The following is a 24,500-nucleotide window of genomic DNA, read 5'->3' on the forward strand; positions in this document are numbered from 1 at the left end:
CGATCCCGCCCATGCCCAAACAGGGTGCCCGGGACGGCGGTTCAGTGGCCAACGCCTCCCCGCCGCACGCGCCGTTCAGGCCGCGTCCGTCGGCAGGGCCTCCTCGATCAGGTCCGCCGCCCGTCGCGTACCGCCCTCCTTCACCATCTCGCGCCTGATCTCCCCCAGCCGCCCGGCCACTTCGGGGTCCGAGGCCACGGCGAGGACCGCCGCGCGCAGGGCCTCCGGAGTGGCCGCCTCCGTGTCGAGACGGCGGGCCACGCCCAGCGCGACCAGCATGTCGGCGTTGCCGAACTGGTCAACGGCCTGCGGGACCGCGACCATCGGCGTGCCCGTCGCCAGCCCCTCCTGGCTGCCGCCGGCGCCCGCGTGGGTGATGAACGCGTCGGCCTGCTTGAGGACGGCCAGTTGCGGCACCCAGCGGCGCACCTCCACATTGGCCGGTACGTCGCCCAGCTCCGCCTCCTCGACGTACGCGCCGATCTGCAGGACGACATGCCAGCCCGGCAGATCGCCGAACGCCTCGACGCACGCCCGGTAGAAGGCGGGCTGCCTGGTGAAGGCCGAACCGAGCGAGACCAGCAGCACCCGCTCCGCCCCGGCCGGCCGCCGCCACTCCCCCTGCTCGGCGCGGTCCCCCTGACAGGCGCCGACGAAGGTGAACACGGACTCGTCCACCGCCTCCGCGTTGTACTGGAGCGCCTTGGGGATCAGTACGAGGGAACGCTCGGGCCTGGCCACCAGCCGGTCCGGGTCGGTGTGGTCCATGTGGTGCTCGTCCAGCCACTCCTGGAACCGCGCGCGGTACGCCCTGCCGCGCTCGGAGGCGTCGAGCTCGGCGAGCATGGGCTCGGCGACGTCCTTCTCGTACCCCTCCCAGGCGACCATGTGCGTCGAGAACTGGAGATACGGAACGCCCCAGCGGTGCGCGAGCACGGGCGCCGGAAAGGAGGTGGTGTCGCCGAGGACCAGGTCGGGGCGGTCGCCGTCGAACGCCTCGGCCAGCTGTGGCAGCGCCTGGACGGCGTCGTCGAGGAACGGCTCCAGGTTGTCGATCAGCTCCGTGCCCCAGGCTTCGGGATCGTCGTCGGGGCCGGGCAGTACGGAGGTGTAGATCACCGGTTCCGCGCCGGTGGCCGCGACCTTCGCGGCGAAGGAGGCGGGGATCGCGTAACTGACGCGGTGCCCCCGGGCGACCAGTTCCCGGATGACCTCCAGGCTCGGGTTCACATGCCCGTGGGCAGCGATGGAGAACATGGCGATATGGGCACGCTTCGATGCGGTCATGGATCGACCGTAGACGAGACGATACGTCTCGTGCAACTCAATAGGGGCCCGGAACCCGCACGCGTTCACGAGTGCGAGACTTTGCCGGGCGGGCGCGATCACCGGCCGCGAACACCGGCCGCGATCACCAGAAGCGGTCACCGGACGCGGTCACCAGAAGCAGAAGCGAGCAGAAGAGAGACATCGATGGACGAGGCGCGGGCGCGGCGGATCCTGGCCGCGACGGGGCTGCCGCGCGACGCGGAGCTGCTGGCCCTGGGGGAGAACGCGGTGTTCGGCACGGCCGGACTGGTCGTCAAGGTCGGCCGGGACGCGACGGCCCACCCCGAACTGCTGGAGCGGGCGCGGCGCGAGGTCGCCCTCGCGTCCTGGCTCGCGGAGTGCGGGATTCCGGCCGTACGGGCGGCCGAGCCGGAGGCGCGGTCGGTGGACGGTCATCCGGTGACGCTCTGGCACCGGCTGCCGGCCGCCGTACGGCCCGCCGGGCCCGGCGATCTCGCGTCCCTGCTGCGGCTGGTGCACGCCCTGCCGGTCCCGGACCCGTCGCTGCTCGCGCTTCCCCGCCGGGAGTTGCTCGGTGGTGTCGAGCGCTGGCTGCGGATCGCCGGGGACGCGATCGACCCGGCCGACGCCGACTATCTGCGCGGCCGTCGCGACGGCTTCGCCGAGGCCGCGGCCACGCTCGTCCCCCGGCTGCCGAGGGGGCCGATCCACGGCGACGCGCTGCCGCGCAATGTCCATGTCGGCCCGGACGGCCCGGTCCTGGTCGATCTGGAGACCTTCTCCTCGGACCTCAGGGAACACGACCTGGTGGTCATGGCGCTCTCCCGCGACCGGTACGGTCTGCCCGCCGAGGCATACGACACCTTCACGGCGGTCTACGGCTGGGACGTACGCGAATGGCCGGGCTGCCCGGTCCTGCGCGGCGCCCGCGAGACGGCCAGCTGCGCCTGGGTGGCCCAGCACGCCCCGGCCAACCCCAGGGCCCTCGACGAGTTCCGCCGCCGGGTCGCCTCGCTGCGCGACGACGATCCCGAGGTCCGCTGGTACCCGTTCTGACCCGCCCACCGGCCCACCGGTCCGGCACGCGCCCCTTCCCCGGGGGAGGACGACCGCGACGGACCGGACAGCCTGTCGCGCCGCGACGACCTCACCGTCCGTCGGCCGCACGCGCACGGTATGGGTGGCCGACGGCCCTGGACACGTGAGTCCGTCTCACACGGCGTCAGCGGGACGAGGGCTCGGCCACCGGCTCGCGCAGCGGCCAGATCCCGTCGATCACCGCGTCCGCGTTGCCCTTCTTCCGCAGGAACTTCTGGAAGTCGGCCGCCCACTCGGCATACCAGCCGATCTGACGCTCATGCAGCAGCGCCGGGGTCAGCCCGGCCACCGAGGGATGCCGCTCCGCTATCGCCGTGGCCACCCGGACGGCCGCCAGCGCGTCCGCGCCCGCGTCGTGCGCGGCGTCGAGCACCACGCCGTACTCCGCGCACACCGCCTCCAGCGTGCGCTTGCCGCGGCGGTAGCGGTCCACGGCGCGGTCGATCGTATACGGGTCGATCACCGGCCCGACCGGCCCCAGCGGCGGCAGTCCGTACCGGCGCAACTCGGCGGAGAGCAGCGTCAGATCGAACGGCGCGTTGTACGCCACGACGGGCACCCCGCGCGTCCAGTACCCGCCGAGGACCCCGGCGATCTCCGCCGCCACCTCGGGCGCCGGACGGCCTTCCGCCGAGGCCCGTTCACTGCTGATGCCATGTACGGCGGACGCCTGGGCGGGGATCCGGATGCCCGGGTCGGCCAGCCAGCTCCGCTGCCGTATCACCTCACCGCCGCGCACCTCGACCACCGCGGCCGTCACGATCCGCGCCTCCAGCGGCTCGGTGCCCGTCGTCTCCAGATCGAAACCGACCAGTGGTTCCCCATGCCAAGTCATCGTGGCCCTCCCTCATGACGCGGTGGTGCTTCCCCCGTTGGACCTTCACCCTGCCACGCACCACTGACAGTGCCCGGCACGGGCCCCGGCTCCCCGCCCCGTCGCCGGCCTCGTTGCCGGCCCTGTTCCCGGCTCCGGCCGCCGGCTCAGGAGACCGGCCGGGAGTCGGACCAGACCGACTCGAACTCCTCGCGATAGGTCTGGAAGAGACCGTGCTCGGAGTCCTGCCCCGTGCGCACCACCTCACGCCCGCCGCCCCGCAGCACCAGCACCGGCGCCTCCATGCCCCGGGCCCGGCGCAGATAGGACTGGATGACGGCCAGCCCGTCGGGGCCGTCCCCGTCGACGAGATACGCGGTGAAGCGCGGGGTCTCGTCGAAGACATGGATCTCGAAGGCGCCCGGATCGCGCAGTTTGGAGCGCACCCGGCGCATATGAAGGATGTTCATCTCGACCGACCGGCTCAGCTCGCCCTTCTTGAGCCCCAGCTCGCGCTCCCTGCGCTTGACCGCGCTGCTCGCCGGGTTGAGGAAGACCAGCCGTATCCGGCAGCCCGATTCGGCGAGCCGGATCAGCCGCCGTCCCGAGAAGTTCTGTACGAGCAGGTTCAGCCCGATCCCGATGGCGTCGACACGCCGGGCGCCGCCGAAGAGATCCTCGGCCGGGATCTGCCGTTGCAGCCTCACCCGGTCGGGGTGCACGGAGACCACGTCCGCGTACCGGTCGCCGACCAGATCCTCCACCGCGTCGACCCGGAGCCGCGCCGCCGAGGGCACCCCGCTGCCGGCGCCCAGGATCTCCAGGAGCCGGGCCGAGGCCCGCTCCGCCTGGGCGAGGACGGTCTCGGAGAGCGCGCGGTTGCGCGAGACGACGTTGCGCGCGACCTCCAGTTCGTCCAGCGCCAGTTCCACATCCCGCCGGTCGTCGAAATACGGCTCGAAGCAGGGCCAGTGCTGGACCATCAGCTCCCGCAGCTGCGGGAGGGTGAGAAAGCTCAGGACGTTGTCGTCGGCCGGGTCGAGCAGATACCCCTTGCGCCGCGACACCTCCCGTACGGCGACGGCGCGCTGCACCCACTCCTGTCCGGCGGGTCCGGCGGCGGCGACCACCCACTCCTCGCCGTGCACGGGCTCGTAGATGGGCCGCAGAACGGCGGCGACCACGGCGCGCAGTCGCTGTTCCACGAGATTCAGCCAGATATAGGCGCGTCCGGCCCGCTGCGCGCGCGTACGCACCTCACTCCAGGCGTCCGCGCCCCACTCCAGTTCCGCCCCGATCTCCATCGGTCGCGCGAGGGAGACCGCTCCGGGCGGGATGTCGCCGGATTCCCCCGTATGACCTGCGTCACCAGGGGGCAACTCCAGCCCTCCCGAGCTCACCCGCGCACCGCCTTCTCTCCCCTTCAACGATCAAGGAAGGGTACTCCGCATCCCGGAGGCGGTGCAGCAGGATGCACAGGCTCCTTTCCCAACTCCCTTATTCGTGAGGCTTGTTCCCGGCGTCGAGATCAGCCGGAGTGAGGTGATTCATAGCGGTTGGACCTGGTACGCGCCCGGGTCCGCCGGGACTCGGGGAGACGCGCGGGACAGCCGGGGCCGTCGCCGCGATCCCGGCGACGGCCCGTCACGCGAGGTTGACGCCGGGCCCCTTCCCTGGGGCCGCGCTGGGGCCGCGCCGGCGCCGCCCCGGCCGAGAACCGGCAAGAAGAGGCAAGAACTCATCGGGTTCCTAGGTGGTTGCCCTTCTTTCGGGGAAGATCTGGCTCAAGAGCCCCGCAGCACCCGGATCAGAAATGGAAGAGTCGTATCTATGCAGGTCTGGCCGGGACAGACGTATCCCCTCGGCGCCACGTACGACGGCGCCGGTACCAACTTCGCGGTCTACTCAGAGGCCGCCAACCGAATCGAGTTGTGCCTGCTGCACGACGACGGTTCAGAAACGGCGGTGGAGCTGCGCGAGACGGACGCCTTCGTACGGCATGCCTATCTGCCGGGCATCATGCCCGGTCAGCGCTACGGCTTCCGGGTCCATGGCCCCTATGAGCCGGAGCGCGGACACCGCTGCAACTCCGCCAAGCTGCTTCTCGATCCGTACGCGCGTGCGATCAGCGGCAGTATCGACTGGGGCGAGTCGGTGTACGGCTACCACTTCGGCAAGCCGGACTCGCGCAATGACATGGACTCGGCCCCCCACACGATGTCCTCCGTCGTCGTCAATCCGTACTTCGACTGGGGCGACGACCGGCTGCCCCGTACGGACTATCACCGCACGGTGCTCTACGAGGCCCATGTGAAGGGCCTGACCATGCTCCATCCGGAGCTGCCCGAGGAGCTGCGCGGCACCTACGCCGGACTCGCCCATCCCGCGGTGATCGAACACCTGACGGAGCTGGGAGTGACCGCGCTGGAGCTGATGCCGGTGCACCAGTTCGTCAACGACCACCGGCTGGTCGACGCCGGCCTCGGCAATTACTGGGGCTACAACACGATCGGCTTCTTCGCCCCGCACAACGCGTACGCCTCCTGGGGCGACCGGGGCGAACAGGTCCTGGAGTTCAAACAGGCCGTACGGGCGCTGCACCGCGCGGGGATCGAGGTCATCCTCGACGTCGTCTACAACCACACGGCGGAGGGCAACCACCTCGGTCCGACGCTCTCCTTCCGCGGTCTCGACAACGCGCAGTACTACCGGCTCGCCGACAATCCCCGCTACTACACGGACACCACGGGGACCGGTAACTCCCTGCTGATGCGCAGCCCGCACGTACTCCAGCTGATCATGGACTCGCTGCGGTACTGGGTGACCGAGATGCATGTCGACGGTTTCCGCTTCGACCTCGCGGCGACGCTGGCCCGTCAGTTCCACGAGGTGGACCGGCTGTCGTCGTTCTTCGACCTCGTCCAGCAGGACCCGGTGGTCAGCCAGGTCAAGCTGATCGCCGAGCCGTGGGACGTGGGCGAGGGCGGCTACCAGGTGGGGAACTTCCCGCCGCTGTGGACGGAGTGGAACGGCAAGTACCGCGACACCGTACGGGACCTGTGGCGGGGTGAGCCCAGGACGCTGGCGGAGTTCGCGTCCCGGCTGACCGGCTCGTCCGATCTGTACCAGGACGACGGGCGCAGGCCGCTCGCCTCCATCAACTTCACCACCTGTCATGACGGCTTCACGCTGCACGATCTCGTCTCGTACAACGAGAAGCACAACGAGGCCAACGGCGAGTCCAACCGGGACGGCGAGAGCCACAACCGGTCCTGGAACTGCGGGGCGGAGGGCGACACCGACGACCCCGAGGTCCTGGAGCTGCGCAACCGCCAGATGCGGAACTTCATCGCGACGCTGATGCTCTCGCAGGGCGTTCCGATGCTCAGCCATGGCGACGAGTTCGCCCGTACGCAGGGCGGCAACAACAACGCGTACTGCCAGGACAACGAGGTCTCCTGGGTCCGCTGGCCGGAGAAGGGCGCGGAGACCGACACCACCATGCTGGAGTTCACCCAGGCGATGGTGTGGCTGCGGCGCGACCATCCGGTGTTCCGGCGCCGGCGCTTCTTCCACGGGCGCCCGGTGGAGGGCACGCACGACGATCTGTCGGACATCTCGTGGTTCACGCCGGAGGGCGAGGAGATGACCCAGCAGGACTGGCAGGCCGCGCACGCCAAGGCCATGACGGTCTTTCTGAACGGTGGCGCGATCTCCGAGCCGGGTCCGCGCGGTGAGCGGATCTCGGACGACTCGTTCCTGCTGATGTTCAACGCGAGCGCCGAGAAGCTGGAGTTCGTGGTGCCGGTGAACCACGGCGAGCAGTGGCAGATCATGGTGGACACCGCCCGGCCGGAGGGAGTCACTCCGGGGCAGGGCGAGAAGGTCGACGGGGGCGAGCGGATCCCCATGATCGGCCGCAGTATGACGGTACTGATGCGGCCGGCGTAGCCGCGTCGTCAGATCCCCAGGACAGGACCCAGGGGCGGCGCGTACGGGACATCCGGTTGCCGCGCCGCCCCCGCGGTGTTCCAGTGGCCGGAGGGATCACGGAGCGCCGCCGACCGTCTTCGACCGGCGGATACGTACGGATCCCGGATGACACACATACCGAGAAGCGGGGTACGTACGATCGTATGACTCCCACCGCGACCTATCGGCTCCAGCTCCAGCCGGACTTCCCGTTCTCGGCCGCCGCCAAGGCCGTCCCGTATCTCGCCGCGCTCGGGGTCTCGCATCTGCATCTGTCGCCCGTCCTGGAGGCCGTGCCGGGCTCGACACACGGCTATGACGTGGTCGACCACTCCGCCGTACGGGCCGAGCTGGGCGGCGAGGAGGGGCTGCGGCGGCTGGCCGGCCGGGCCCGGGAGCACGGTCTCGGGATCGTCCTCGACATCGTGCCCAACCACATGGCCGCCGCGCCCCGGCACAACAAGGCGCTCTGGGAGGTGCTGCGCGAGGGCCGGGACTCGCCGTACGCCCGCTGGTTCGACATCGACTGGGCGGCGGGCGACGGCAAGCTGCTGCTGCCGGTGCTGGCCGGGCCGATCGGGGAGGAGCTGGACGCGGGCGGGCTGAGCGTCGAGGGCGGGGTGCTGCACCACGGCGACCAGCGCTTCCCGCTCGCGCCCGGCAGCGAACACCTGGGGCTCCCGGAGCTGCTCGACGCCCAGCACTACCGGCTCGCCTGGTGGCGGCTGGCCCGTACCGAGCTCAACTACCGCCGCTTCTTCACCATCTCCGAGCTGATCGGTCTCCGGGTGGAGGACCCGGAGGTGTTCGCCGCCACCCACGCCAAGATCATCGAGCTGGTACGGGACGGAGTCGTCCAGGGGCTGCGTATCGACCACCCGGACGGTCTCGCCGACCCGGAGGAGTATCTGCGCCGGCTGCACGAGGCGACGGCCGGGCAGTGCTGGACGGTCGTGGAGAAGATCCTCGCCGACGACGAGGTGCTGCCCGCCGGGTGGCCGGTCGCCGGCACCACCGGCTATGACGCGCTGCGCCATATCGACGGGGTGTTCACGGACCCGGTGGGCGCCGAGGCGCTGGAGGTCCGTTACCGCGATATCGCCGCGCCCGTCGGGGACCGGGGCGGTTACTGGGAGGGGACGGTGCGCCGGGCCGCGTACAAGGTCGTCTTCCATGAACTGGCCGCCGAGATCTCCACCCTGGTCCGTACGGCGCAGCGCGTCTGCGCCGCCGACCCCGCGCTGCGCGACCACGCGCCATGGGCGCTGCGCACCGCGATCCGGGAGCTGCTGGTACGGGTCCCCGTCTACCGCCCCTACACCACGGCGGGCGGCCCCTGCCCCGAGGAGGCCGAGGCGGCGGTCCCGGCGGAGGCGGCACGGCAGGCGAAGGCAGTGTTCCCGGTGGAGCGGGAGGCGACGGCCGTGGACGTGGTGCGGGAGCTGGCCCTCGGCAGGCTCGGTACGGGCCCGGACCATACGGCCTTCTGCGCGCGCTTCGCCCAGACCGCGTCCGCGCTGCGCGCCAAGTCGGTGGAGGACACGGCGTTCTACCGCTATGTGCCGCTGATCTCCGCGAACGAGGTGGGCGGCGATCCGGGCAGTCCCGCGGTGAGCCCGGAGCGGTTCCACGCGTACTGCGCCCGGCTGGCGCGCGACTGGCCGGCCACCGGCACCGTACTGACCACGCACGACACCAAGCGGAGCGCGGACGTCCGCGCCGGGATCGCCGTCCTGTCCGAGTGCCCGGAGCGCTGGGACGAGCTGCTGGAGCAGCTGGCGGGGGCGGTCCCGGTGCCCGCGCCGGATCCGCAGGTGGCCTGGCAGGCGTGGCAGACGGCGGTGGGCTTCACCCCGGCCGCCGAGGGCATCCTCCCGGAGGGCTCGCGGATGGTGCCCGCGCTGCTGAAGTCCGTACGGGAAGCCGGGCTGCACACCAGCTGGACGGAGGCGGAGCCGCTGTACGAGCAGGCGGTGGCCGCGTTCGTGGAGGCCGGTCCCGCCGGCCCCGCGCGGCGTACGGTCGCGGCGCTCTCCCGCGCGCTGGGTCCGTACGCGCGGGCCAGCGCGCTGGGCGCGGCGCTGGTGCAGCTGACCATGCCGGGGGTGCCCGATCTCTACCAGGGCACGGAGCGCGCGTACTTCGCGCTGGTGGACCCGGACAACAGGCACCCGTTCAGGACCGGGCCGCCGGACGACAAGACGGTGATCACGACGGCGGCGCTCCGGCTGCGCGCCGAACGGCCCGAGCTCTTCGGCGAGTCGGGGACGTACGCCCCGCTGCCCGCGGCCGGGCCCGCCTCCTCGCACTGTCTGGCCTTTGTCAGATCGGGTCGGGTGATCACGGTAACGACGCGGCTGCCGTACGGACTTGAGCGCTCGGGAGGGTGGCGCTCCACGGAACTGGCGCTGCCGCCCGGCCGCTGGCGCGAGGTGCTGACGGGGCGTGAGGTGTCGGGCGCGCCGCGGCTCGCGGAACTGCTCGACCCGTACCCGGTGGCGCTGCTGACGGCCGGCTGACGGTCCCGTGCTCTTTACGTGGACGCCCTGACGTACACGCTCTTCCGTACACGAAGCGTTTACAGAGTGGGCCGGCCGCGCTACGTTCCGAATTGGGAGCGCTCCCATTCACCGTTCACACGCTTGTCATGATCACGTCAGAAGCCGTCAGAAGCTCAGAAGGGACTCGCGTGATGAAGCACCCCCCACGGCGGCCACGGTGGCTGTCGCATCCCCGGAGAGCCGTCCTCCTCGCCCTGCTCGCCGCACTCCCCGCCCTGCTGCTGGTCGTCGGCAACAGCGGGACCTCGTCCGCCCATGGCACCCCCATGCAGCCGGCCAGCCGTACGTTCATGTGCTGGAAGGACGGTCTGAGCAGCACGGGTGAGATCAAACCCATCAACCCCGCCTGCAAGGCCGCCGTCGCCGCGGGCGGCACGACCCCGCTCTACAACTGGTTCTCCGTGCTGCGCTCCGACGGCGCGGGCCGGACCCAGGGCTTCATCCCCGACGGGCAGTTGTGCAGCGGTGGCAACACCACGTTCACCGGCTTCGACCTGGCCAGGAACGACTGGCCGCTGACCCATCTGACCTCGGGCGCGTCGCTCGACTTCTCGTACAACGCCTGGGCGGCGCACCCGGGTTGGTTCCGGGTCTACATCACCAAGGACGGGTTCGACCCCACCAGGACCTTCACCTGGGCCGACCTGGAGTCACAGCCCTTCCTGACCGTCGACCACCCGCAGGTCACCGGGCCCGTCGGGACGGTCGAGGGCGCCTACAAGTGGACCGGCAACCTGCCGGGCGGAAAGTCCGGCCGGCACATCATCTACATGGTGTGGGAGCGCTCGGACAGCAAAGAGACCTTCTACAGCTGCTCCGACGTGGTTTTCGACGGCGGCAAGGGCGAGGTGACCGGCGTCGGTGACCCCGGAAACCCGACCGACCCGCCCACCGACCCCACGGCCACCTGCACCGCCACCCGCGCGACCACCGGCACCTGGACCGGCGGCTACCAGGCGGAGGTGACGGTGAAGAACACCGGCGCCCACCCGATCCTCGGCTGGATGGTGGAGTTCACCCTGCCGAGCGGCCAGCGGGTGGACAGCCTCTGGAACGGCAACGCCACCTATGGCGGCCAGGAGGTGATGGTCCATAACGCCGACTGGAACGGCTCGTTGGCGGCCGGGGCCTCGACCACCTTCAGTTACGTGGCCACCGGAGGACCGCCGGACACCGCGTCCGCGTCGCCCTGTTCCGTGCACTGACCCGAGAACCGCCCGGCCCGCCGTTCCCCGCCCCCACCCGGAACGGCGGGCCGGGTCCCTCGCTCTTCCTCCCGCTCGGCGCGCGTTCCCCGCCGAGTACGCGTTCCCCGCCGAGTACGCGTTTCCTGGCGAGTGCCCGTTCCCGCCGACTGCGCGTTCGCGCTCAGTGCGAGGCGAGCCGGAAGCTCATCGTCCCGAAGCTCACCAGATCGCCGTCCCGCACCTCGGCCGTCGTGGTCACCCGCCGGCCGTTGACGGTCGTGCCGTTGGTCGAGCCGAGATCGCGCAGGATCCACCGTCCGCCCTGCATGCTCAGTTCGGCGTGCAGCCGCGAGACCGTGTCATGGCTGAGGCGCAGCCCGTTGACCGGATCGCGGCCTATCCGCAGGGGATACGGGCCGGGATGGGGCAGCAGCAGTTTCGGCAGCCGCTCCGCCTGCCAGGCCCTGCGCAGCCGCTGCGTGAACGCGGACAACTGGCCCACCGTCCCGAACACCCTCCGGGACCACGGGCCTTCGGACTCCAGGTCCGCGGTGAGCAGCTTCAGCTCATCGGCCCGGCGCGCGGCCAGCGCCAGATCCATCCGGCGCAGGAAGGTGTCGTGCGACAGCTTGCCCTGCGCGGCGCCTTCCCGGAGTACCGCGAGGACACGGTCGCGCTCGGCGTCGGAGAGCCGCGCGGGATACGTGTGGAACTCGAAGGAGGACGTCACAGACGTGATTGTCCTTCCGACGCATGTGAGGTGTCCAGACGGTCAGGAGTTCCCGCCGTCCCGGCCGCGCCACCGCGGGTGCCCACCCCGTTCGCCGCCGTCGCCGCGCCTCGCGCCGTCTCGCTTGTCACGATGGAATTTGTCACCGTGTGGCGGAGAAGAGAGAGTGGACAGTGCCGACGACGAGGGGGAACCACCCGTGCGGTTCGAGGTGTGGGCGCCGCAGGCGCAGGACGGGATCGTACTTCAGCTGACGGACGGCGGGAACGGCACGGGCGCCGGGCTGCCCATGGAGCGCGATCCCGGGCGGGCGGGCTGGTGGACCGCCGAGGCGCCCGCCGCCGACGGCACGCGGTACGGCTTCGCGCTCGACGGCGGGCCCGTACTGCCCGATCCGCGCTCCCGCCGCCAGCCGGACGGCCCCGACGGCCCGAGCGCCGTCGTCGACCAGGCGGCGTACGCGTGGCACACGCCCTGGCAGGGCCGCGATCTGCCCGGCGCGGTCCTGTACGAGCTGCACATCGGCACGTTCACCCGCGAGGGTACGTTCGACGCGGCGGCCGAACGGCTCGCCGCGCTGGCCGAGTTGGGGATCACCCATGTCGAGCTGATGCCGGTGTGCCCCTTCCCCGGGACCCACGGATGGGGGTACGAGGGCGTCTCGCTGTGGGCGGTCCATGAGCCGTATGGCGGCCCCGCGGGGCTCAAGCGCTTTGTCGACGCGGCACACCGTCTGGGCCTGGGCGTGGTGCTCGATGTGGTGCACAACCATCTCGGCCCGGCCGGCAACTATCTGCCGCGCTTCGGCCCGTACTTCACCGACACGCACCACACGCCGTGGGGGGCCGCCGTCAATCTGGACGCCCCGGGCTCGGACGAGGTACGGGCGTGTCTGCTGGGCAGCGCCCTGGCCTGGCTGCGGGACTTCCGCCTCGACGGGCTGCGGCTCGACGCCGTGCACGCGCTCGCGGACCAGCGCGCGCTGACCTTCCTCGAAGAGCTGTCGACGGCTGTCGACGCGCTCGCCGCCGAGCTGGGACGGCCGCTCTTCCTGATCGCCGAGTCCGACCTCGGTGACCCGCGCACCACCACCCCGCGCGCGGCGGGCGGTCTGGGGCTGCACGCCCAGTGGAACGACGACTTCCATCACGCGCTGCACACGGCGCTCACCGGTGAATCCCAGGGCTACTACGCCGACTTCGCGCAGGCGCCGCTCGCCGCGCTCGCCAAGACGCTCACCCGCGTCTTCTTCCACGACGGTACGTATTCGAGCTTCCGTGGCCGTACGCACGGCCGCCCCGTCGACCGTACGGCCACGCCCGCGCACCGCTTCCTCGGCTACGCCCAGACCCATGACCAGATCGGCAACCGCGCGCTCGGCGACCGGCTCTCCGCCACCCTCTCCCCCGGGCTGCTCGCCTGCGCCGCCACGCTCGTCCTGACGGGGCCGCACACCCCGATGCTCTTCATGGGCGAGGAGTGGGGCGCGACCACCCCCTGGCAGTTCTTCACCGACCACCCCGACCCGGTGCTCGCCGAGGCCGTACGCACGGGCAGGCGCCGGGAGTTCGCGGCCCACGGCTGGGCGGCGGAGGACATCCCCGACCCGCAGGACCCGGCGACATGGGAGCGCTCCTGTCTCGACCGCTCCGAGGCCGGAAAGGAACCGCACGCGCGCCTGCTGGCCTGGTACCGCGAGCTGATCGCCCTCCGGCACACCCATCCGGACCTCTCCGATCCGGATCTGGCGGCGGTCCGGGTGGCGTACGACGAGGAGGCGCGCTGGCTCGCGTACCGGAGGGGGGATCTGCGGGTCGCGGTGAACCTCTCCGGCGAGCCGGCGGAGATCCCACTCGGCGACGCGGGCCGGGTCCTGGCCTCCTGGCAGCCGACCGAGCCGCCGGGCGCCGACGGCGTGCTGCGGCTGCCGCCGGAGTCGTGCGTGGTCCTGGCGGACGGCTGATCCGGTCTCGGGCGCCGCGAAGCAGGCCAGGACGGAGCACGGCGGAGCAGGGCGACGCGGTGCAGGGCGACCGGTGCAGGGCAGGGCAGGGCGGGGGCTACTCGACGATCGCCATCTCGTGAGGGGTGTTGTTGAGGCGCCGGCCGCCGTCCTCCGTCACCGTCACGATGTCCTCGATCCGCACACCGAAGCGCCCCGGCAGATAGACACCGGGCTCGACCGAGAAGCACATGCCGGGGACCAGCGGACGCTCCTCGCCCTCGATCATGTACGGCGGCTCATGGGTGGTGACCCCGATGCCGTGCCCGGTGCGGTGGATGAAGTAATCGCCGTACCCCGCCCCGGAGATGACCGCGCGGGCCGCCCGGTCGACGTCCTGGCAGGCAGCTCCGGGCCGGACCGCTTCGAACCCGGCCTGCTGTGCCTCGCGTACGAGATCGTGGACGCGCCGCTCCTCGGCGCCCGGCTCGCCGACATGGACGGTACGGGTGGTGTCGGAGCCGTAGCCGTACTTGAGGCCGCCGAAGTCGAGGACGACCATGTCGCCGTGGACGATGACGCGGTCATCGGCCTCATGGTGCGGATCGGCGCCGTTCGGGCCCGAGCCGACCACGGTGAAGTCAACCTGGGAATGGCCGTGTTCGAGGAGGAGCGCGGCGAGGTCGGCGGCCACGTCCGTCTCCCTGCGCCCGGCGAAGCGGACCTTCAGGATGTCGCCGTACGCGGCGTCGGCCGCCGCGCCCGCCGCCGCGAGCCGGGACAGCTCCCGCGCGTCCTTGACGGCGCGCAGCATCGGCAGCGCTTCGGTGAGCGCCACGTACGAGGTGCCGGGCAGCGCCTGCTGCAATCCGAGCAGATGCATCGCCCAGGCGTTGTCGCTGACCCCGAACCGCCCGGCGGGGTCGAGCAGCGGGGCCGTCACCGCGTACGGATCCTTGCCGTCCGTCCAGTCCCGCAGGGTGAGCGCCGGGGCGCCGGGGGCCCGCGCCGCGTCCGGCGCCTCCAGTGTGGGCACCACGAGCACCGGGTCCTGGCCCGCCGCGACGACCAGCATCGTGAGCCGCTCGGTGTCGGCGGTCGGCCGGTAGCCGGTGAGATACGTCAGATCCGGGCCCGGCGCGATCAGTACGCCCGCGAGCCCGGCCTCGGCGGCGGATCCGGCCGCGCGGGCCATCCTGGCGCGGTAGTCGTCAGCGGTGAAGGGCGGGGGCGGGGCGGTGATGGGCATGGGTGCTCCTTCTCGATCTCTCGCGGACCGGGACGTCGTCCTCAGATGTCATCCGGCGACTCCTGGCGGGCCAGCCGTTCCAGCAGTTCGTGGAAGTCGTCGCCGACGACGATCCGCAGCCCCTCGGCGTCCCGGGCGCTCAGCTGCGTGAGCGCCCCGGCGCGCCACCAGTAGACATACGGGCTGACCGCCCCCGGGGCGTCCTCGTACCCGGAGGCGGCGAACGCGGTCATGGCGGTGAGGGTCGGGATGATGGAGGTGTCGTGGATGACATGGAAGGCGAGCTGGTGCCGGAAGGGCATCGCGACCAGCGCGCCGTCCGGCGGGATCGGCCGGCCGGTCACTTTCCGTACGACCGTGTCCAGGGCCAGGACCCGGCTGGCCGTGTAGAAGGAGTCGCCGAGGAGCACCTCGAAACGCGTCCCGTCGGAGTCCTTGACGGCCTCGTGCCCCTCGATCGGCAGGTCCTGGAGGTTGCTCAGGGCCCGGTCACGGAGGTGCTGGAGCCGGCCGAGCGGCTCCAGGGCCTCGTCGGTGAGCATCATGACGCTCTCGGGGAGGTCGAGGGCGAGGACTTCGTACAGCCCGGGGGCGACGGAGCGCGCGTAGCCGAAGGTCTGCGGGTCGAGGCCGTCCTCGCTGATCACCCGGGGGTAGAGCTGGGCCCGGATCTGCTCGGGCGGCAGCGTGTCCAGCGCGGACGGGGAGTCCATGGTGCGCAGCACCATCCCCGCGTGCCGCCGGGCCAGATCGCCCCAGACGCGGGAGCCGCGCTCGTCGTGATGGCAGACGGCGGCGAGATTGGCCAGACCGAACTGGCGGCCGGAGCTGTCGGTCACCTGGTCCGCGTAGAGGGTGACCTCAAGGCCGTGCTCGGCGAAGGCCTCCCGGACCTGGCTGCGGAACAGCGCGGCCTCGTCGACGGAGAAGAAGGGGAACGCGAGATCCCGGGGCGCGTCGCGGCTGTCGCGCTTCGGCCCTCGTCGGAACAGCCCCACACCATCGCCTCCTGCCCGATCGTCCGGTGATCGCCCGTCCCGGTGATCGCCCAACTTCCGATGCTAGTCCCAGGGGGTGACGCCGTGGCGGGCCGGACCCTGTCACGTCCGCTCCCGCGCGCTCTTGCTGGGCACCGGTCATACGTATAACCTACGCCGCATGCCTTATATCGCCCTGGCCACTCTCGTCGTGGACGACTACGACAAGGCGCTCGCCTTCTATACGCGGGCCCTCGGCTTCGAGCTGATCGAGGACACCGAGCGGGGCGACGGCTCGCGCTGGGTCGTGGTCCGGCCGCGCGGCGTCGGCGGCGGTCCGGGCGGTTCCGCGAGTGCCGTGGGCCTGCTGCTGGCGCGCGCGAAGAACGACGCCGAGCGCGCGAGCATCGGCGTGCAGACGGGCGGCCGGGTCGGCTTCTTCCTCCACACCGAGGACTTCGCCCGCGATCACGCCCGGATGCGCGCCGCCGGGGTCCGCTTCCTGGAGGAGCCGCGCCACGAGCCGTACGGTTCGGTCGCCGTCTTCGAGGACCTCTACGGCAACCGCTGGGACCTGATCCAGCCCGCCTGAGCCCTCGGTCCGGCCGCGTACGCGCACGCCGCCGGGGCCGTACGGCGACATCCCGTACGGCCCCGGCGGCCCTGTCCCGGCGCCTCCCGCCCGGACCCGCCCCTCCGTTCTACGAGGGGGACTTCCGCAGCAGCCATAAGCCCAGTCCGGACCCCACCACTCCGAGCCCGGCCACGACGCTCAGCGCGATCTCCGTGCCACCGTCGTCCACCAGGAAGTTCAAGTACACGTTGGCCAGCAGGCAGCCGATAAGCACGATCCAGAGCAGGGCTTTCATGGGGATTCCTTCACCTTCCAGGACGCTTTCCTCAGCACGTCCACTCTCCCGCACCGAGCCCGCGAGCACAGGAGGGCAGCCCCCCGAACCGGGGGTTCAGCACACCCCCCGAACGCGGGTGTGATTCCCCGCGTCCGCCCGTGCGGGACCGGGGGTCCGTGCGCGCGGGCCCCCCGCCGGACGGTACCTTCGTGCTGCCGAACTCGACGCCGGCCGAGCCGGGTTGACGGCCGGGGCACGCAAGGATCGAAGGGGGCCGGCGCATGAGCCTGGCGCAGCTGCACTACACCTCGGCCCCGCAGGGACCGGACGGACCCGACGGACCGGACTCCCGGTTCACCGCGGTCACCCCGGGCATACCCCGGTCGCTGCTCAGGGAGGCCGAGCCGCTGCTCGGGTACGAGCCGCCGCACGACGCCCCCGAACATCCCGGCCCCGCCGAACTCGCCGCGTTTCCGCAGGCGTTCAGCCACACTCTGCTCTCCGACGGTACGCGCCTGCTCGCCCGCGCGGTCCGCACCGGCGCGAACGGCGGCGGCCCGGCCGGCTCCCACACCCACGCCGTGCTGCTGCCCGGGGACGCGGGACTGCCCGGCGGAGGGCTGCCCATCTCCGCCTGGAACTCCTCGCGCTGGGCCTCCGCCGCCCCGGCCGGCGGGTCCCCCGCGCAGCTGGAGGCGCTTCCCCCGTCGGGTCTCCTCGGCCGGGAGGCGCTGGTCGGATTCGCCGCCTCGCGCGGCCCGTGGCTGCCCGGCTTCCTGGCCAGTCTGCGCGAGCTGACCGAGGAGGCGTCCGGGCCGCGGGACGGGGAGCGGGCGGCGCGGATCGTCCTCGTCGAGCGGGACAGCGCCGACGTGGCGCTGTGGATCGCGCTGGCCTGCGCCGTACTGCCGCGCGACCGCGCCGACCTGCTGACCTTCACCACCTATACGCGCCGGCCGCGCGACGCCCGGCAGCGGATCGTCGGCGTCCTGCCCGGGGACGCGCCGGAGCCGGACGGGCGCGACCACCACTGCCGGGTGCACGACTGCACCTCCCCCGCACCCGCACCCGCCGAGCAGACGACGACGGACGTCTGGGCCGGGATCGCCGCGCGCGTCTGGCTGGGCCGGGCCCCCGAGCTGTTCACGGAGGCGGCGGCGCTGCCGGGCGGCGTCTTCTCCCCCGGCGCCCTGGCCGTCGTCGCGCTCTGCGCGGATCTCGCGCCAGGCCCCGGCGGCCGTGCGGCCGCGGCCGACTGGGCACACACGCACGCGCGGGCCCTGGGCGACGCCCGGCTGCGCCGGCTCGTCGAGACGTTCCAGGCGGAATCCGATGACCGTACGACGGCCGAATTCGCCGCGCTGACACGGCTGTTCACCGCGCTTCCCGAAGACCTGGGGCAGCGGCTCGCCGCCGGGCTCGCGCCCGAACTGCGCGCGGGCGTCGCGGACTCCGGCCCCGGTATCACCCGGCCGGTGGAGCTGCTGCGCGTCGCCGACGCGCTCGGGGTGGACTGTACGGATCTGCTGCCCGGACTCGCCCGCCGACTGGCCCGCTCGCTGCTCGCGGACCCTGAGACCGCCGACACCCCGGATCTGCTCACCGTCCTGGAGGAGCATTTCGAGCTGCGTACCGCGCTGCTCAGCGCGCTGGACGCCGTCGCCGCCGAGGATCCGCCCGCCGCCGTCCGGCTGCTCGGCCGTACGTCCCTGGCGCTCACCGGGGTCCAGGCCCTGCCTCATCTGCGGATGTGCGCCGGCGCGCCGTGGACACCGGCCGCCGCCGGCGGCGACGGTCTCGCCGCGCTGCATGCCGCGCTGCGCGCCTGCGGGGTCTCGCCGTTCACCGATCCGCTGGTGCTGCGGACGGCCGTACGGCTGGTGTGGGACGGCGGCGCGCCGGCCCCGGGCGAGGCGCGGCGGCTGCTCAGCGAGACGGGTTCCGACGCGCACCGCGCCGCGGGCACCTGGCGCACGCTGGTACGGGCCGCGCTCGACAGCCCCGCCGATGCCCCCGCCGACACCGCCACCGGCGTCGACGACGCGGACGCCGCCACGCTCGCCCACGATCTGCTGCGCTGCTTCCCCGACGAGCTGGAGCCGCGCGTACGGGGCGCCCTGCTGCTCCTGGAGTTCGCCGGCGAGATCGGCGCGGGCCGGGCCGGGCCGCCGTGGACCGAGCGGGTGCTCGCGCTGCGCGCGGAGGCGGAGCCGGTGGAACCGGCCGTACTGGACCGGGTGTTCGGGACCCTGACCCGCCGGCTGCTCTCCGAGGAACGGCCGGAGGGCGAGCTGTACGCCCTGATCCACTGCGGCGAGCCGGAGCTGCTCACCGCGTACGCGACCGCCGCCCAGGAGGAGCGGGTACGCGACCGGCTGCGTACCGCCCCGGCCTACGCGGCCGACTGCTTCATCGCGTGGAGCTCCCTCCCCGGCGCGAACCGGGCCTGGGACAGGACCCGTACCTCACTGCTCGACAAGGTGCTGCGGCCGGCCGTGCGCGCGTTCTCCGACGAGGACACCGCCTCCGTCGAGCGCGGCCTTGAGCGCGCGGGGCTGCACCGCGCGGAGGAGTTCAGGGCCTGGAACCGCCCGGGAGCCCTCAGCCGGCTGAGCCGCCGCCTCGGCGGCCTCGGACGGCCCCGTTAGGTCTCGGACGGCCGCTGTCAGGTCTTGGACGGCCCCGTTGGCAGGGCCGTCCGTACCGCGCTCCTCGGGCAGGTCAGCTCTCGTCCGGGGCCAGCCGCAGCGAGATGCTGTTGATGCAGTACCGCTGGTCCGTCGGGGTCGGGTAGCCCTCGCCCTCGAAGACATGGCCGAGGTGCGAGCCGCAGCGTGCGCAGCGGACCTCGACGCGGACCATGCCGTGGGAGCGGTCCTCGATCAGCTCGACCGCGTCCGTGTCCTTCGGGTCGTAGAAGGACGGCCAGCCGCAGTGCGACTCGAACTTCGTGTCGGAACGGAAGAGATCGGCGCCGCACGCGCGGCAGGAGTAGACGCCGGTCGTCTTGGTGTCCGTGTATTCGCCGGTGAAGGCGGGCTCGGTGCCGGCCTTGCGGAGTACCTGGTACTCCGCGTCGGTCAGCTCCGCGCGCCACTGCTCGTCCGGCTTGTCGATGTCGTACGGCATGCGCTCTCCTCAGTCGGTCGGACGGGGCCGGCTGCCCGGTGGGCTCAGTCCCCCAGCCGGGCCAGGATGCCGGGACCGAGGTCCGTGACATCGCCCGCGCCCATGGTGAGAACGAGATCACCGGGGCGTGCCATTCCCGCGACCGCCTCGGCGACGGCTCCCTTGTCGTGGACGGCGGTGACGGTGGCGCCCGCCTCCTCGGCCGCGTCGATGATCAGGGCGCTGGTGACACCGGGCAGCGGGTCCTCACGGGCCGGGTAGATGTCCAGCACCAGCGAGGCGTCGGCGAGGGCCAGGGCCTGGCCCATCTCCGTGGCCAGCTCCTGCGTACGGGAGAACAGATGCGGCTGGAACACCACCAGCAGCCGGGAGCCCGGAGCCGCCGCGGCCCGCATCGCCTCCAGGTCGGCGGTCATCTCGGTGGGGTGGTGCGCGTACGAGTCGATCACCTGCACTCCGGCGGCCTCGCCCTTGAGCTGGAGGCGGCGCTTGACGCCGGTGTACGCGCCGAGGGCCGAGGCCAGATTGTGCGCCGGGATGCCGAGGGCGATACCGGCGGCGAGGGCGGCGACCGCGTTGTGGGCGTAGTGGCGGCCGGGGACCGAGACGGTGAAGGTCAGGAAGCGGCCGTCGAGCAGGACGGTGACCTCGCTGGTCAGCCCGCGTGCGGTGACCTTGTGGACACGTACGTCGGCGCCCTCGGCCTCCCCGTAGGTGACGACCTTGAGTGTGCTGAGCCCGCGGACCCGGGAGGCCAGCTCGACGGCGCCGGGCTGGTCGGCGGCGATCACCAGCGTGCCGCCGGGGACGATCTTGCCGGTGAACGCCTCGAACGACTCGTAGATCTCGTCCATCGACGCGTAGTTCGCGTGGTGGTCCAGCTCGACATTGAGGACGATCGCGACCTCGGGGTCGTACTTCTGGAAGCTGCGGTCGCTCTCGTCCGCCTCGGCCACGAAGATCTCGCCCGCGCCGTGCCGGGCGTTCGTGCCGGGTCCCGTGAGATCGCCGCCGATGGCGTACGAGGGGTCGAGGCCCAGTTCGGTGAGGGCGACGGCCAGCATGGAGGTCGTGGTGGTCTTGCCGTGGGTGCCCGCGACGGCGATCGCGCGCAGCCCGCCCATCAGCGAGGCCAGCGCGTCGGAGCGGTGCACGACGGGTACGGAGAGCTCGGCGGCCCGCGCCAGCTCGGGGTTGTCGGCCCGGATCGCGCTGGAGACGACCACGCACGAGGCGTCGTCCGCCAGGTGCTCGGCGGCATGGCCGATATGCACGGTGGCCCCCAGCGCCCGCAGCGCCTCGGCGGTCTCCGACTCCTTCGCGTCGCTGCCCGCGACCTTGGCGCCGCGCTGGGCGAGGATCTTGGCGATACCCGACATTCCGGCGCCGCCGATACCGATGAAGTGCGGCCGTTCCATGGCGGCGGGGATACCGGGTGCCGGTGCCATACGTGTTCTCTCCCAAGGTGCGGGTGGGGTTAGCGGGCGAGGTACAGCTCGCAGTTGCAGCGGACCCCAGCTTATTCGCTGTGCGCGAAGAGTTTGAGCACCGGTACGCCGACCTTGTGGCGCGCCCGGGACGCCCAGTCGCGGTGGAAGAACTCCTCCACGTAGTGCGGCTCGGTGAGCACGATCACCTCATCGGCGCCGGCCTCGTCCACGACCTCCTTGAGCCGGTCGAGCGGATGCTCCTCCACGACCTGGCCGGTGGCCGCCGATCCCTGGCCGCGCAGCGCCGCCAGCGAGTGTTCGAGAGCGAGTTCCGCGGGCTGTCTGGCTTCCTTGCCCTCCGGCACCTCGTCCTCCCTGGCCGCGTCCCGCAGTTCGCCGATCGCGATGTCGTCGATGGCGCGCAGCAGCAGGTCCGCCTGGTCGCCACGCGGCTGCATGAGCACCACGAACGAGGTCTCCTCGTCGCCGTGGAGGGTGGTGACGAACTCCACGTCCTCCCGCGACAGGGGCTTCTCGATCATCAATACGCTTGTGAACACGACAGGCGCCCTTCTTCTTCCAGGGCCGTGCGGCCCACTGCTGAAACCATCCTTCCCCGTGCCCGCACGGGGTCTGTGCCTGTAAGTCTGCCCAGCGGAAGCTAACCGGAACGACAAATTCCGCTGATTGTCAGACACACGGGTCCGGGTGGTTCAGCCGCGCCGGTAGCGGGTGAAGAGGAAACCGTCCTGCTCCAGCAGCGACACCAGCGCGAACCGTTCGGGCACGGCGGGAGCCGGCCCGCCCGCGATGCGCTGCGCGTACCCCGAAGTGAGCATCGGAGACACGGTCAGACAGAGTTCGTCCAGCACCCCCGCCGCCACGAACTGCCCGAGCAGCCGCGGTCCGCCCTCGGTGAGCAGCCGGACCAGTCCGCGATCCGCCAGGGCGTGGACGACCCGCTCCGGATCCGCCCCGGAGCCGTCTCCGGCGATCACCACCTCCACGCCCGCCTTCTCGGCCGCGAGGATCCGGTCCGCGGGCGCCGCCGCGCCGGTCAGAATGAGCGTCGGCACGAGCGGGGCGGTAAACAGCGGCAGCGAGAAGTCCAGCTCCAGACTCGCGCTGACCACGGCGATCGCCGGCGCGGGCGGCTGACCGGCCGCCGCCCGGCGCGCGGCGAAGGCGTCACGGGCACGGGCCGGCCCGTACTGCTCCAGACGAACCGTTTCCGCGCCCACCACCACCACGTCGGCGAGCGCCCGCAGAGTCCCGAGGATCCGCATGTCGGCGGCGGAGGAGATGGACTGCGAACGGCCCTCGTGGTGAGCGGCGCCGTCCAGCGTGGACACCATGTTGGCGCGCAGCCAGGGCCGGGCGCCGCCGTCGGCACCGGTGACGCGGGGGTACGCGTAGGCGTCCGCCAGCTCGTCGAGCGTCCAGTCACGGTCCGCGCCGGACACAAGGGCTGAATCCCCTCCGGAAGCCGCGGCGGAGTGTGTCTGATCGGTCACAGGGAACAGGCGTCGCATGCGAAGCAGTCTGGCATGGCGCATAGAGTTACGAACTGTGTCGTCCTCCACCGCGGCGTCCGGCCGTCAGTCGATAACCGAAACGGCCCCGCTCTCCCTCTGCGCACGTGAGCCACGCGTCCCCGCCGACCGGCTGGTCGCGGAGATGGTGCCGCCGCCGCGCTTCGACTCCGTACGGTTCGACACGTACGTACCCGACCCGCGGCAGCCCAGCCAGACCGAGGCGGTCTCGGTCCTGAGCGCGTTCGCGGCGGGGCTGGGCGGAGCCCATCGGGCCGGTGGCGGACACGGCGGACGGCGCTGGTTCGCCAGAAAGCCCTCGGCCCCCACCGGTCCGCGCGGGGTCTATCTGGACGGCGGCTACGGGGTCGGCAAGACGCATCTGCTGGCGTCCCTCTGGCACGCCACTCCGGCCGCGCCGGAACAGAAAGCTTTCGGCACGTTCGTGGAGCTGACGAATCTGGTCGGCGCGCTGGGCTTCCAGGAGACCGTACGGACGCTCAGCGGCCACCGGCTGCTCTGCATCGACGAATTCGAGCTGGACGATCCGGGCGACACCGTCCTCGTCTCCACCCTGCTCGGCAAGCTGGTCGACGCGGGGGTGGCCCTGGCCGCGACCTCGAACACCCTGCCGGGCAAGCTCGGCGAGGGCCGGTTCGCCGCCGCCGACTTCCTCCGGGAGATCCAGGGGCTGTCGGCGCGGTTCCGCCCGCTGCGTATCGACGGCGAGGACTACCGGCACCGCGGACTGCCCGCGGCTCCCGCTCCGTACTCCGACGAACAGGTCACCAGGGCCGCGTACGCGACCGAGGGCGCCAGCCTGGACGATTTCCCCGGGCTGCTCGAACATCTCTCGCGGGTCCATCCGAGCCGGTACGGAGCGCTGACGGACGGGGTGCGGGCGGTCTGCCTCACGGACGTCTCGCCGGTGCCCGACCAGTCGACCGCGCTGCGGCTCGTCGTCCTCGCGGACCGGCTGTACGACCGGGAGGTGCCGGTGCTCGCCTCCGGGCTCCCCTTCGACCGGCTGTTCAGCGAAGAGATGCTGAACGGCGGCTACCGGAAGAAATACTTCCGGGCGATCTCGCGGCTGACAGCCCTGGCGAGGGACGCGAAGGGGCTGGTCGCCCAGTAGGTTCGGTGCCGTCACGCCGTAAGCGGTAGTGCCGTGAGACGTCACACCGCTGTCCCCCGAAGCCGTCACATCCCGCTCACCGCTCACACCCGTTCACCAAGAAACCGATCAGAAGGGTTCCACCATGGCCACCACGCGCCAGGCGCACACGGTCTGGGAGGGCAATCTCCTCCAGGGCACGGGCACCGTCACCTTCGACTCCTCCGGCATCGCCGACCAGGCGGTCTCCTGGCCCTCCCGCGCGGAGGCGGCGAACGGCAAGACCAGCCCGGAGGAGCTGATCGCCGCGGCCCACTCCAGCTGCTTCTCGATGGCGCTCTCCAACGGTCTCGCGAAGGCCGGCACGCCGCCGACCAGGCTGACCACGCAGGCCGACGTCACCTTCCAGCCCGGCACCGGCATCACCGGTATCCACCTCACCGTTCAGGGCGAGGTCCCGGGCATGGACGCCGCGGACTTCGAGAAGGCGGCCGAGGACGCCAAGGTGAACTGCCCGGTCAGCCAGGCGCTCACCGGCACGACCATCACGCTGAGCGCGTCCCTGGCCTGACGCGACACCCGAGGCGCGTTGACCCGCATGGTTCACGTGTGACACCACACGTG

General features: G+C 71.9%; 20 protein-coding genes. 9 read left to right on the top strand and 11 right to left on the bottom strand.

The annotated features are described in order from the left end of the window. Positions 1-75 precede the first annotated feature (75 nt). Complete coding sequence (gene mgt / locus ACFRKB_RS17610; RefSeq protein ID WP_383106754.1) at positions 76-1,287, bottom strand: macrolide-inactivating glycosyltransferase; 1,212 nt, start codon at positions 1,285-1,287, stop codon at positions 76-78. A gap of 186 nt (positions 1,288-1,473) precedes the next feature. Here mgt and ACFRKB_RS17615 point away from each other — a divergent pair, with 186 nt between their 5' ends. Then, the gene (locus ACFRKB_RS17615; RefSeq protein ID WP_383106755.1) at positions 1,474-2,346 is read left to right on the top strand and encodes a phosphotransferase enzyme family protein; all 873 of its coding nucleotides are present in this window, start codon (positions 1,474-1,476) and stop codon (positions 2,344-2,346) included. A 166-nt stretch (positions 2,347-2,512) separates the two neighbouring features. Here the strand turns inward: ACFRKB_RS17615 and ACFRKB_RS17620 are convergent, their stop codons facing one another. Together ACFRKB_RS17620 and ACFRKB_RS17625 are read right to left on the bottom strand one after the other, a co-directional pair. Beyond that, entirely contained in the window at positions 2,513-3,223 is a 711-nt protein-coding gene (locus ACFRKB_RS17620; RefSeq protein ID WP_383106757.1) for a 3'-5' exonuclease, read from the bottom strand. A gap of 146 nt (positions 3,224-3,369) precedes the next feature. Continuing rightward, positions 3,370-4,602, bottom strand: coding sequence for an SAV2148 family HEPN domain-containing protein (locus tag ACFRKB_RS17625; protein ID WP_365972835.1), 1,233 nt, complete (start codon positions 4,600-4,602; stop codon positions 3,370-3,372). A 430-nt stretch (positions 4,603-5,032) separates the two neighbouring features. On the opposite strand from ACFRKB_RS17625, the gene glgX reads away from it, so the two are divergent. From glgX to ACFRKB_RS17640, 3 genes are all read left to right on the top strand, one after another. Next, positions 5,033-7,153 (top strand): glycogen debranching protein GlgX, encoded by a 2,121-nt coding sequence (glgX, locus tag ACFRKB_RS17630; RefSeq protein WP_365972834.1) that lies wholly within the window; start codon positions 5,033-5,035, stop codon positions 7,151-7,153. Positions 7,154-7,338: 185 nt separating this feature from the next. Further along, a complete protein-coding gene (gene treY / locus ACFRKB_RS17635) occupies positions 7,339-9,693 on the top strand; it encodes a malto-oligosyltrehalose synthase (protein WP_383106758.1) in 2,355 nt (784 codons plus the stop codon). Between the two features lie 173 nt (positions 9,694-9,866). Beyond that, positions 9,867-10,940, top strand: a complete 1,074-nt coding sequence (locus ACFRKB_RS17640) for a lytic polysaccharide monooxygenase (protein WP_383106759.1) — start codon at positions 9,867-9,869, stop codon at positions 10,938-10,940. Between the two features lie 163 nt (positions 10,941-11,103). Here ACFRKB_RS17640 and ACFRKB_RS17645 read toward each other — a convergent pair whose 3' ends face one another. After that, positions 11,104-11,652, bottom strand: coding sequence for an FHA domain-containing protein (locus ACFRKB_RS17645; RefSeq protein WP_383106760.1), 549 nt, complete (start codon positions 11,650-11,652; stop codon positions 11,104-11,106). 199 nt (positions 11,653-11,851) lie between these two features. Here ACFRKB_RS17645 and treZ point away from each other — a divergent pair, with 199 nt between their 5' ends. Beyond that, positions 11,852-13,615, top strand: coding sequence for a malto-oligosyltrehalose trehalohydrolase (gene treZ, locus ACFRKB_RS17650; RefSeq protein WP_383106958.1), 1,764 nt, complete (start codon positions 11,852-11,854; stop codon positions 13,613-13,615). A 97-nt stretch (positions 13,616-13,712) separates the two neighbouring features. Here treZ and ACFRKB_RS17655 read toward each other — a convergent pair whose 3' ends face one another. Both ACFRKB_RS17655 and ACFRKB_RS17660 read right to left on the bottom strand, forming a co-directional pair. After that, positions 13,713-14,843, bottom strand: coding sequence for an aminopeptidase P family protein (locus ACFRKB_RS17655; protein WP_383106762.1), 1,131 nt, complete (start codon positions 14,841-14,843; stop codon positions 13,713-13,715). A 41-nt stretch (positions 14,844-14,884) separates the two neighbouring features. Next, positions 14,885-15,841 (bottom strand): DUF1444 domain-containing protein, encoded by a 957-nt coding sequence (locus ACFRKB_RS17660; RefSeq protein ID WP_383106763.1) that lies wholly within the window; start codon positions 15,839-15,841, stop codon positions 14,885-14,887. A 160-nt stretch (positions 15,842-16,001) separates the two neighbouring features. On the opposite strand from ACFRKB_RS17660, the gene ACFRKB_RS17665 reads away from it, so the two are divergent. Beyond that, positions 16,002-16,412, top strand: a complete 411-nt coding sequence (locus tag ACFRKB_RS17665) for a VOC family protein (RefSeq protein WP_383106764.1) — start codon at positions 16,002-16,004, stop codon at positions 16,410-16,412. Positions 16,413-16,521: 109 nt separating this feature from the next. Here ACFRKB_RS17665 and ACFRKB_RS17670 read toward each other — a convergent pair whose 3' ends face one another. Next, positions 16,522-16,689: a hypothetical protein gene (locus ACFRKB_RS17670; RefSeq protein ID WP_249947818.1), complete on the bottom strand. Its 168-nt coding sequence runs from the start codon at positions 16,687-16,689 to the stop codon at positions 16,522-16,524. Between the two features lie 263 nt (positions 16,690-16,952). Between ACFRKB_RS17670 and ACFRKB_RS17675 the strand changes: the two genes are divergently transcribed. Further along, a complete protein-coding gene (locus tag ACFRKB_RS17675) occupies positions 16,953-19,319 on the top strand; it encodes a GTPase-associated protein 1-related protein (protein ID WP_383106765.1) in 2,367 nt (788 codons plus the stop codon). Positions 19,320-19,392: 73 nt separating this feature from the next. Here the strand turns inward: ACFRKB_RS17675 and msrB are convergent, their stop codons facing one another. The 4 genes from msrB to ACFRKB_RS17695 all read right to left on the bottom strand — a co-directional run bounded on the left by msrB (position 19,393) and on the right by ACFRKB_RS17695 (position 22,762). After that, the gene (gene msrB / locus ACFRKB_RS17680) at positions 19,393-19,800 is read right to left on the bottom strand and encodes a peptide-methionine (R)-S-oxide reductase MsrB (RefSeq protein ID WP_030350719.1); all 408 of its coding nucleotides are present in this window, start codon (positions 19,798-19,800) and stop codon (positions 19,393-19,395) included. Positions 19,801-19,844: 44 nt separating this feature from the next. Beyond that, positions 19,845-21,248 carry a UDP-N-acetylmuramate--L-alanine ligase gene (murC, locus tag ACFRKB_RS17685; protein ID WP_383106767.1) on the bottom strand — a complete coding sequence of 468 codons (1,404 nt, stop codon included), beginning with the start codon at positions 21,246-21,248 and terminating at the stop codon, positions 19,845-19,847. A 71-nt stretch (positions 21,249-21,319) separates the two neighbouring features. Further along, positions 21,320-21,790 (bottom strand): indole-3-glycerol phosphate synthase, encoded by a 471-nt coding sequence (locus ACFRKB_RS17690; RefSeq protein WP_383106768.1) that lies wholly within the window; start codon positions 21,788-21,790, stop codon positions 21,320-21,322. 153 nt (positions 21,791-21,943) lie between these two features. Next, entirely contained in the window at positions 21,944-22,762 is an 819-nt protein-coding gene (locus tag ACFRKB_RS17695) for a pyrimidine reductase family protein (protein WP_383106769.1), read from the bottom strand. A gap of 37 nt (positions 22,763-22,799) precedes the next feature. On the opposite strand from ACFRKB_RS17695, the gene zapE reads away from it, so the two are divergent. After that, a complete protein-coding gene (gene zapE / locus ACFRKB_RS17700) occupies positions 22,800-23,897 on the top strand; it encodes a cell division protein ZapE (protein ID WP_383106770.1) in 1,098 nt (365 codons plus the stop codon). Between the two features lie 124 nt (positions 23,898-24,021). After that, entirely contained in the window at positions 24,022-24,447 is a 426-nt protein-coding gene (locus tag ACFRKB_RS17705) for an OsmC family protein (RefSeq protein ID WP_383106772.1), read from the top strand. Positions 24,448-24,500 lie beyond the last annotated feature (53 nt).

Origin of the sequence: Streptomyces scopuliridis (assembly GCF_042790125.1) — a bacterium.
Lineage (GTDB): Bacteria > Actinomycetota > Actinomycetes > Streptomycetales > Streptomycetaceae > Streptomyces > Streptomyces scopuliridis_A.

Excerpts from the sequence above, each read along its gene's own strand:
- murC (WP_383106767.1), bottom strand. The coding sequence starts at position 21,248 with ATGGCACCGGCACCCGGTATCCCCGCCGCCATGGAACGGCCGCACTTC.
- treY (WP_383106758.1), top strand. The coding sequence starts at position 7,339 with ATGACTCCCACCGCGACCTATCGGCTCCAGCTCCAGCCGGACTTCCCG.
- ACFRKB_RS17640 (WP_383106759.1), top strand. The coding sequence starts at position 9,867 with ATGAAGCACCCCCCACGGCGGCCACGGTGGCTGTCGCATCCCCGGAGA.
- mgt (WP_383106754.1), bottom strand. The coding sequence starts at position 1,287 with ATGACCGCATCGAAGCGTGCCCATATCGCCATGTTCTCCATCGCTGCC.
- glgX (WP_365972834.1), top strand. The coding sequence starts at position 5,033 with ATGCAGGTCTGGCCGGGACAGACGTATCCCCTCGGCGCCACGTACGAC.
- ACFRKB_RS17670 (WP_249947818.1), bottom strand. The coding sequence starts at position 16,689 with ATGAAAGCCCTGCTCTGGATCGTGCTTATCGGCTGCCTGCTGGCCAAC.
- ACFRKB_RS17675 (WP_383106765.1), top strand. The coding sequence starts at position 16,953 with ATGAGCCTGGCGCAGCTGCACTACACCTCGGCCCCGCAGGGACCGGAC.
- ACFRKB_RS17655 (WP_383106762.1), bottom strand. The coding sequence starts at position 14,843 with ATGCCCATCACCGCCCCGCCCCCGCCCTTCACCGCTGACGACTACCGC.
- ACFRKB_RS17620 (WP_383106757.1), bottom strand. The coding sequence starts at position 3,223 with ATGACTTGGCATGGGGAACCACTGGTCGGTTTCGATCTGGAGACGACG.
- ACFRKB_RS17695 (WP_383106769.1), bottom strand. The coding sequence starts at position 22,762 with ATGCGACGCCTGTTCCCTGTGACCGATCAGACACACTCCGCCGCGGCT.
- ACFRKB_RS17665 (WP_383106764.1), top strand. The coding sequence starts at position 16,002 with ATGCCTTATATCGCCCTGGCCACTCTCGTCGTGGACGACTACGACAAG.
- ACFRKB_RS17615 (WP_383106755.1), top strand. The coding sequence starts at position 1,474 with ATGGACGAGGCGCGGGCGCGGCGGATCCTGGCCGCGACGGGGCTGCCG.
- ACFRKB_RS17705 (WP_383106772.1), top strand. The coding sequence starts at position 24,022 with ATGGCCACCACGCGCCAGGCGCACACGGTCTGGGAGGGCAATCTCCTC.
- msrB (WP_030350719.1), bottom strand. The coding sequence starts at position 19,800 with ATGCCGTACGACATCGACAAGCCGGACGAGCAGTGGCGCGCGGAGCTG.